The organism is Paenibacillus sp. UMB7766-LJ446, from assembly GCF_030226665.1.
In the GTDB taxonomy this organism is placed as follows: Bacteria; Bacillota; Bacilli; order Paenibacillales; family Paenibacillaceae; genus Paenibacillus; species Paenibacillus vandeheii.
Map to the genome: position 1 here is coordinate 175,356 of NZ_JASOYM010000014.1, position 6,495 is coordinate 181,850.

Annotated in this window: 5 protein-coding genes; 4 read left to right on the forward strand and 1 reads right to left on the reverse strand. The window is 43.3% G+C overall.

Going from position 1 to position 6,495, the window contains the following annotated elements:
• Positions 1–2 precede the first annotated feature (2 nt).
• The 4 genes from QP794_RS27670 to QP794_RS27685 all read left to right on the forward strand — a co-directional run bounded on the left by QP794_RS27670 (position 3) and on the right by QP794_RS27685 (position 3,441).
• Positions 3–1,151, forward strand: coding sequence for a S1C family serine protease (locus QP794_RS27670; protein WP_285079952.1), 1,149 nt, complete (start codon positions 3–5; stop codon positions 1,149–1,151).
• 120 nt (positions 1,152–1,271) lie between these two features.
• Entirely contained in the window at positions 1,272–1,871 is a 600-nt protein-coding gene (locus QP794_RS27675) for a TetR/AcrR family transcriptional regulator (protein WP_285079959.1), read from the forward strand.
• 39 nt (positions 1,872–1,910) lie between these two features.
• The gene (locus QP794_RS27680; protein ID WP_024631260.1) at positions 1,911–3,131 is read left to right on the forward strand and encodes an MFS transporter; all 1,221 of its coding nucleotides are present in this window, start codon (positions 1,911–1,913) and stop codon (positions 3,129–3,131) included.
• Positions 3,132–3,273: 142 nt separating this feature from the next.
• The gene (locus QP794_RS27685) at positions 3,274–3,441 is read left to right on the forward strand and encodes a DUF3934 family protein (RefSeq protein ID WP_081718007.1); all 168 of its coding nucleotides are present in this window, start codon (positions 3,274–3,276) and stop codon (positions 3,439–3,441) included.
• A 252-nt stretch (positions 3,442–3,693) separates the two neighbouring features.
• On the opposite strand, the gene QP794_RS27690 is transcribed toward QP794_RS27685, so the two are convergent.
• Entirely contained in the window at positions 3,694–5,457 is a 1,764-nt protein-coding gene (locus QP794_RS27690; protein WP_483311961.1) for a methyl-accepting chemotaxis protein, read from the reverse strand.
• Positions 5,458–6,495 lie beyond the last annotated feature (1,038 nt).

A 6,495-nucleotide genomic window follows, 5' to 3' on the forward strand; every position in this document is an offset into this window, starting at 1 on the left:
GAATGGCCAAGCGAACATGGAGTACGATCATATCCTGTGCCATGATTATTGGTGCTGGAGCAGGAGGCGTGTTCTGGATACATCAGCATTCAACGGATCAGTTGCAGGATGGGCCCAGATTGGCAGTTGTCGCTGCGAAGGAAACGGAAAATGCGGCAGCGACGACTGCTTCCAAGCAACCTGTGAAGAAGACACGCAAACAGATTATTGAAGAGAGCCAGAAGAAAGTCGTTACGATCGAGAGCAGCAGTGGATTGGGCTCTGGCTTTCTTTACAATGATCAGGGGGATATTGTAACCAATGCACATGTGGTGGAAGGCTCAAAAGAAGTGACCGTCCGTACCCTTAATCATGAGGAATATAAGGGAACGGTAATCGGGATAGGGGAAGAGACGGATGTAGCAGTTGTCAGGGTACCCGATATGAAAAAGATCAAACCGCTATCCATTGCCAAATCCAAAGCTGAGACCGGAGACGAAATTCTGGCGCTGGGCAGTCCACTCGGGTTAGAGAACACCGTAACTACAGGGATTATTAGTGGTGTAGGCCGTAGCTTTGAAATAGCACCTTATATTTATAGCAACCTTTACCAGATATCAGCTCCCATAACCCATGGTAACAGTGGTGGACCACTGATTAGTGCGGAGACTGGCGAAGTACTCGGCATCAATTCAGCTGTGGTGGAGCAGGAGGGTGGAATTGGATTCAGCATCCCTATGACTAGTGTGCTCAAGCAGGTGCAGAACTGGTCCAAAAATCCTTCCGGCACAGCAGCGGTTAAGACGGCAGGGGATACGTATTCGGGATCAAGCTCAGCAGCATTGGAAGCAGAGGGACTGGTGACGGACTTTTATACGAGCCTGAATCTGAGCGATTATGTCACCGCCTATGCATTGCTCGGTAGCGAATGGCAGAGCGGGACGACGTATGCGAAGTTTCGCGAAGGGTATATCAATACGAGCTATGTAACTATCGGTGATATTTCCTCTACAACCAACGAAAATAAAGAGATGGAAGTGACTGCGGTCATTACAGCAGATGAGCGTAGAGATGGTGAGTATGTAACCACGAAATATAAGGTTACGTATCAGGTTGGTTATGAGAATGGCCAGCTGAAAATATTGCATGGTCAGGGCAAAAAGATGAAATAAAGTGTAGGAAGGGAGTTGGCCAATTGGCCGGCTCTCCTTTTTGATTGCTTATGTTCGATTCATCTGTTAAAATACAGAACGAACGTTCAGTATGCAAGAGGTGGAGTGAAATGTATGAGTATGAATAAAAAGCAACTACAAACCGAGCAGACCAAGAAGAAACTTGCGGATGCCTCAAGAGCCCTTTTTGTGCAAAAAGGCTATAAAGCAACGTCCATTGAAGATATTGTGTCTGCGACGGGCAGCAGTAAAGGCAATATATATTACCACTTTAAAAGTAAGGAAGGTCTGTTTCTCTACCTGATTGATGAATGGGATCGGGAGTGGGAGGAAAATTGGGCAGCCAAGGAACATCTGTATCATACTTCTACGGAGAAGATATACGGCTTGGCGGAACAATTAATCCTTGATGACATGAATCACCCACTGACGAAGGCGGCAGATGAGTTTTTTACCGGTGAGAAGAAAGAAAATGATATTGAAGAACGAATAGCTTTAATGTTTGAGCGGCATATTCAATTTAACAAACAATTGGTGGAACAGGGAATTGAGAGCGGGGAATTTAAAGCAGACAACGCAGACCATCTAGCGCTCATTCTTGAAAGCACCATTATTGGTCTCAGTCAGCTGTCGCGCGGCATGGAGCCAGAACAGGCTCTTGCCTTATACCGCAAGGCGGCTAGCGTATACTTGTATGGAATTGCAAAAGATAAAGATTAAGATTAAGGTAACATTTTGACAACTACGGAGGATGGAATCATGGCACTACTTACACGGAACAGGGGCGCATTGCTGCTGTTAATGTTTAATATTTTTCTCGTTTTTACAGGTATAGGCCTTGTTGTGCCTATTATGCCTGCGTACATGGATCTACTGCATATCACTGGATTCACGGTTGGTTTGCTGGTAGCGGCATTCTCCTTCACCCAGTTTCTGTTTTCTCCCATTGCGGGCCGTTGGTCAGACATCTTGGGACGTAAAAAAATTATCGTTGGCGGCATGTTAATCTTTGCTGTATCCGAGTTTATGTTTGGTGCTGTAAATGCACCATCGCTGCTCTTCGCGGCACGGATGCTTGGCGGGATTGGCGCAGCGATGATCTTCCCGGCGGTTATGGCGTACACTGCAGATATTACAACAGAGGAAGAACGCGGTAGAGGTATGGGATTAATAAATGCCGCAATTACTACAGGATTTATCATCGGTCCGGGGATCGGCGGATATATTGCGGACTTTGGCATTCGGATTCCTTTCTATGCTGCAGGTATTGCGGGTTTGCTGGCATCCATCATTACGCTGATTATTTTGCCGGAATCAACCAGAATTACTGGAGAACAGACCAAACCTGTCGCGGGTGCAGCGAAGGTCAAAGGTCCGGGCATGGTTTCCCAGCTGCTTCGTTCGTACCGTGAGCCCTACTTTTTCAGTTTGGTCATCGTATTTGTTATGGCGTTTGGCTTGGCTAACTATGAGACGGTCTTTTCTCTATTTGTGGATCACAAATTTGGCTTTACCACCAAGGATATTGCCTTCATTATAACGTTTGGTTCCATTGCGGGAGCTGTGGTACAGGTCTCATTGATTGGCTGGTTGTTAAACCGATTTGGTGAGAAAAAAGTCATTTCGGTCTGCTTGCTCTTTGTGGCGGTATTTGTATTGTTAACCCTGTTTGTAAACACATACTGGATGATTCTGGTCGTTACATTCATCGTCTTCCTGGGCATGGATATTTTGCGTCCGGCAATCAGCACGCAGATGTCCAAACTGGCGGAAGAACAGCAGGGCTTTGTAGCTGGATTGAACTCAGCCTATACAAGTTTGGGCAATATCGCAGGTCCAATTGTAGCGGGAGCACTATTTGATGTGAATATTAACTACCCTTATGTTTCGGCAGCTGCCGTTCTGGCGATCTGTTTCCTGTTATCTCTGCGGGTATTAAGAGGTGTTAAATCCACAGGCAGTGCGAAGGCTGAAATGTAATCCTGATTTATGTAAATGAACGTAAAGACATCAATTTTGTTATAATAAGAAATGCTGGAAGTGAAGAAGATGGGCTGGGTTGCATAACAAGTTACCGAGGACGGTCATTTTTAAGCATATACAGGATTATTGGAGTGATAACATGAGCAAAGCAAAAGGAAAAGGTGGCACCGGCCGTGGTACTGGCAAAAAAGGCTGGAACCGTTGGCAAGCCGCCGCCAACCGGGCGAAAAGTGCCCCGAAGCCTTATAAGAGTAAAGGCACGAAGAAGAAGGACGATACCGAAGCTTCCACTGACAAGCCACAGTAAGTGGGGCTTGACGATACCAGAGGAGTTCATGGAGCAGAGATCTGACCTATATATAGGGACGGTCTCTTTTTTTATTTCATCTTTATATATTGAAAAAAGGCTGAGGAAATAAGGTTAGAGAAGCGGAGTTTTCGGCACGTGTGGTTAAATCATCCCCGAGCAGTAAAAAAAACCAAGACGCAAGGAACTACCCTAACATCTTGGTTCTTTGATATGAATGACCTCATTGAGCTTGCTACACTCTACACAAGACTAGCCGGCTTTTACTTTGAAGAATGAAATCAGTTCCTGCAATTGGGCTGATACAGCGGAGAGTTCATCCGAGGCCGATACAATGGAAGCCATGGATGCTTCCTGTTCCGCAATAGATTGCTCAATCTGTTTGCTGCTATGTGCTGCTTTGCTTACGCTCGAAGACAATTCATCCGCAGTAGCTGACATTTCCTGTGTGCTGGCGGATATTTCTTCGGTAGAGCTGGAGATATCCTGAATTTGGTTGGCGACTTTGTTCGTAGCTGTCAGAATATCCTCAAAGAATTGACCTGTCTCCAGGGTGACATTAGATCCCTTCTCTACTTCTTGAGAGCCAAGCTGCATAGCTTCGGCGGATTGAAGGATATCGCGTTGAATTCCGTCAATCAAGGTACGGATCTGTTTGGCTGAGTCCTGGGACTGTTCAGCGAGCTTGCGTACTTCCCCTGCGACCACGGCGAATCCTTTTCCTTCCTCACCAACACGAGCTGCCTCAATGGAAGCATTCAGGGCGAGCAAATTAGTCTGTTCTGCAATCTGTGTAATCATATTTACAATGCTGCTAATTTCGTTGGAGCGGCTTTCCAAAGATTGTATAGATTCCGACGTATGTTTCACCGCACCGGAGATCAGTCTCATCTGCTCAATAACTTGTTGCATAATCTCATGGCCTGAATTAGAACGTTGTTCCATGCTTAATGCCTCATCCGCTACATCTGCAGAACTGCTGGCAATCGTCTGCACAACGGTAGACATCTCAGTCATCGCTCGGGCACTTTCCACGCTGGCTTGATCCTGAGAACGTAGGCCCAGTGAGATATCCCGAATATTACTGCTGATCATCTGGATGTTATCATTATTTTTTTCGGAAATGTCTAATAATTTCTTGGATGAATCAGAGAGGTGATGGGATGTCGTTTGGACTTTGAACATCGTGTCATTGAATCGCTGAATCATCGTATTGAATTTTTGATTAATAATTCCTAGATCATCTCGTCCGGTTTGGATGGTTACATCCAGATTACCAGAGCTGGCAGCCTCAATACCCTCCATGAGGTCACGGATTGGCTTGAGTGTTTTCTTTAACAGAATATATTGTAGTACCATAAACAGAATCAGGAAAACGATAAGGAAAATACTGCTGTATGTAATCAGTTTATGAAGTCCTTTTGGAACAGCATTTGCATCAACGTCGAAGTAAAGTGCGGCGTACATTTTTCCTTCTGCATTTTTAATAGGGTACATAATTGTAGTCCAAGTACCGTATTCGTCCGTATAAAAGTTGCTTAATGCAGGCTTCTCATCTTTTTTCATACCTTCAAGAGCTATAACATTCTTCTGTGGTAATGGATACATTGAACCTGCTGCCATATTGCTTTCTTCAAAAGGCCCGAGCAGGTTGGTAGGAATCGCGATGATGGACGTCTGATTTCCTTCCTTCAGTTCAGTACCGAAGATATAGGCTTGTGCAATATTGGGATATAACTCGTGGATGGAATCCAGATATTCTCTTAATTGTTTCTGAACTGGTCCGGAATAACTTTTCTCGTTTACCGCTTCAAGTACTTTGTCTGTATCCAGGTCATCAAACCATTTCTGTGTCGTAACTTCAGCCTGATCGTACAGTTGTTGACTCAAAATATCCTTTTGCAGTTGATATCCCGCAGTTATCAGGATGACGCCAATCAACATAATGCTACCGAACGAAATAACGAGACTTTTAGCAAAGAAAGGAAGGGTACTCCACCGTATCTTATCTAACAATATCTTTCACTCCTTTTTCTAATTGAGACCATCTGGTTGCGTATTCGCTTTGCGTATGGTGCTTTGTATCCATGTGATATATCGTAATAGATTTAGTTTAATGTTAGCATTTGGAATGAAAATGATGCTTTAGAACCAAGGTTTTTCAGAATGTTTCTCGTTTATTTCACTATTGTGTTCATAAATGAAAAATGCGCAAGTTCTTTACGCCCATTTCCTTAAAGATTGAGAAAATGGATTGCCAAGAAGGATAAGGCGAGTTCGTTTTGATGAGTGAATTGTTGCCTAACATGTATATACATAGAGGGAAGAGGGATTTACATTGAAATAAAGATATGCGCATATATGAAATGCATTATTACGCAAAAATGACTCGAGGCAAGATTTTGGTGAATCAGCAAAATCACTGAACACTATCCTGTTACTATAATGAAAGACAGCAGTATATAGATGAAGCTAACTTAATAAGTAGTTACATTAATGAAGAAAAGCATTTACGGCCCTCTGAGTTAAACTATCCTTTAGAGATTAGGCGTTGGGATTACATTCAATATAGGCTGTCTCTAGAAGTCAGAAGTCTAGAGAGTATCTCGAAATTCCTTTAGCTTATCAATCACTAGAGTACAATTATAATCAATAGTCATTGTAGTGAAATAAAATAATTTATAATATGGGTTGCAATTAATAATAGAACATGATATATTATTAATCCGGCCAAGAAAACACAAGAAACACGGTGCGGCAAGCGAATGAAAATTAAGCTTCGAAAGAAACTTAAAAAAAGATGCTTGCAAAGTTGGTTCGGACGTGATAATATATAAGAGTTGCTGAGATGAACGAAACTTAGTGACGAAATAAGTTTGATCTTTGAAAACTGAACAACGAGTGAGTAACGATCTTGCTTGCAAGATCGACGCTGAGAAATCGGTACACGTCTTCGGACCGTATGATTTCGAAGCACAAATGAGATTTTTAATCTCGTCAGTTTCAAAATGAGCATATCGCTCTTTTCAATACTTTATTGGAGAGTTTGATCCT